General features: G+C 56.9%; 1 protein-coding gene and 1 pseudogene. Both read left to right on the forward strand.

The window, feature by feature from the left end:
• Positions 1 to 90 (forward strand): annotated as a pseudogene (locus J8X26_RS28125) (conjugal transfer protein); the annotation flags it as partial.
• Between the two features lie 11 nt (positions 91 to 101).
• Positions 102 to 2594: VirB3 family type IV secretion system protein (locus J8X26_RS28130; RefSeq protein WP_208952476.1), on the forward strand; the 2493-nt coding region annotated here is incomplete at its 3' end.

Genomic DNA, 2594 nt, shown 5'->3' on the forward strand with positions numbered 1-2594 from the left:
GGCAAGAGCCTGCATGACATGCGCAACGTCATCATTGGCGCCATCCTTATCGTCGGTGCGTCAGGTTTCGGTACCTACTGGGCGTCATAAGGGAGGTAACGATGGCTACGCTGAACAAAGCGCTGACGCGACCTGCCGCCATAGCCGGCATTCCCCTCGTGCCGTTCGTGATGGTCAGCGGGGCCATCGTCCTGCTGGCGGTCTATGTCAGCTATTACCTGATATTACTGCTTATTCCCGCCTGGCTGGAGATGAAGGCAAAGGCCAGAACCGATATTCACTATTTCGGGCTGCTCTGGCTGGCCTTTAAAACCCGTGGCCGTTTTGGCACCAATAAACATTTTGGTGCCAATGCCCTGCTGGCAAACCGCTATGACGCCGTCGACGTCTCGGAGTTTATTGAAAAAATGAAGTTAAACGAGCACGTTACGCTGGATAAATACATTCCGTATTCCTCCCATATTCACCCGCACGTCATCAGAAACCGCCAGGGTGATTTGGTTGCCAGCTGGGAGCTGGAGGGCACCGTTTTTGAATGCGAGGACGAACATCATCTGACGTTAATGGCGACGCATCTCAATAACGTGATTCGTGCATATGAAGGTCTGCCGGTTACCTTCTATCTTCACCGTATCCGGGAAAAGTACCACGATGTCTTTGACGCGAATTCAGGTATTCCCTTTTCTGATGAAGTGACCCGGCTGTATTACCAGCCGATCAACGAAAAGCCGTTCTGGCGGCACCGGCTGTTTTTCACCGTCTGCTACGCGCCCTTCTCTCCGCTGGAGAAAAAGGCCATGAAGACGCAGAAGTCCGGTAAACGCAAAACGGCGCTGGATGATGCCCTGAAAATGATGCTGGAACACCGGGATGCGCTGGCTTCGGCGCTGTCCCGCTATACGGCGACGCCGCTGGGGATGTATGAAGACAACGGGCGGGTGTATTCCGCCCAGTTGTCCTTTTATCACCGCCTGCTCACCGGCCAGTGGCAAAAGGTGGCGGTCACGCGTGCGCCGTTTTATGAAACGTTAAGCACGCCGGATGTCTTTTTTACTACCGACACCGCCGAGTGCCAGACGGTCGGCGGCTCCCGCTTTTTACGCAGTTTGGAAATCAAAGATTACTCACCGGAAACCGCGACCGGCCTGTTAGACGCGCTGCTGTATGCCGAAAGCGAGTACGTGCTGACGCAGTCCTTCACCTGCATGGCCCGCGACGAGGCGCAGAAGCATATTCGTCTGGCGGAAAAGCGCCTGACTTCGGCGGATGACGACGCCATTTCACAGCGTGAAGAGCTGATTGTATTGCGTGACCTGCTCCAGTCCGGGCATGTGTCCTGCGGAAAATACCACTTCTCCCTGCTCGTATCCTCAGACAGCGCCAACCAGGTGGTCAAGGATGCCAGCGCGCTGGCGCAGCCCTTCGCCGACCTCGGCATCATGACGACGCTGTCCACGCTGTCGCTGCCCGCCGCGTACCTGGCGCAACTGCCGGGGGTGTATACGTTGCGCCCCCGACTGGTGGCCGTCAGCAGTCAGAACTTTGCTGACCTGGCGAGCCTTCACAACTTTCATCCCCACAAGCGGAGCGGCAATCCCTGGGGTGACGCCATCGCCATCCTGACATCACCCGGCGGCGGCGGGTATTACCTGAACCTGCACGACAGCCAAAGCGGGCGGGATGACTTCAACGAAAAAACGCCGGGTAACTCAGCGATTATCGGTAAAACCGGCTCAGGGAAAACGATGCTGATGACCATGATGCAGCAACTGATGCAAAAGTACCGCAATCCGGCGACGTTCTCCGCCTCAGCCACAATCCAGCGGTTCACCACGGTGTATTTTGATAAGGACCGGGCGGCGGAGATGGCGATACGCCAGATGGGCGGACGCTACTTCCGTATCCGTACCGGTGTGCCTACCGGGTTTAACCCGTTTTCGCTTGCCCCAACCCGCCGAAATATCAGCTTTATCAAACGACTGGTACGCATGCTGTGCGGCCGCAACGGCAAGCCGCTCGATCCGCGCGATGAGGAGCGGATCAGTGCCGCCGTGGATACCATTATGCTCGACTACCCGCCGGAATACCGCAAGTTCGGGATCACCCGGCTGCTGGAGGTCTTGCCGGAGCCGCCAACCCCCGACGCCCGTCTCAACGGGCTACGCATTCGCCTTAAACAGTGGGCGCAGGGCGGCGAGTTCGGCTGGGTATTCGACAATGAAGAGGACACCTTCAACATCAGCAACATTGATAACGTGGGTATTGACGGTACGGAATTTCTCGATGATGACGATATTCGCGGCCCCATCACGTTTTATCTGCTGTACCGCGTCACCAGCCTGCTGGATGGTCGCCGGCTGGTGATGTTTATGGACGAGTTCTGGAAATGGCTGGCCGATGTCGAATTTTCCCGCTTCTCGCTCAATATGCTGAAGGTGATCCGCAAGCTGAACGGCATCTTCGTCCCCGCCACCCAGTCGCCTGACGAAATCGTCAAGCACCCGATTGCCCCGGCGATTATCGAGCAGTGCAGCACGCAGATTTTTCTCGCCAACCCGAAGGCCAGCCGGGCGGATTACGTGGAAAAGATGAAA

It is taken from the genome of Rahnella sp. ChDrAdgB13 (genome assembly GCF_017655185.1).
GTDB classification, from domain to species: Bacteria; Pseudomonadota; Gammaproteobacteria; order Enterobacterales; family Enterobacteriaceae; genus Rahnella; species Rahnella contaminans.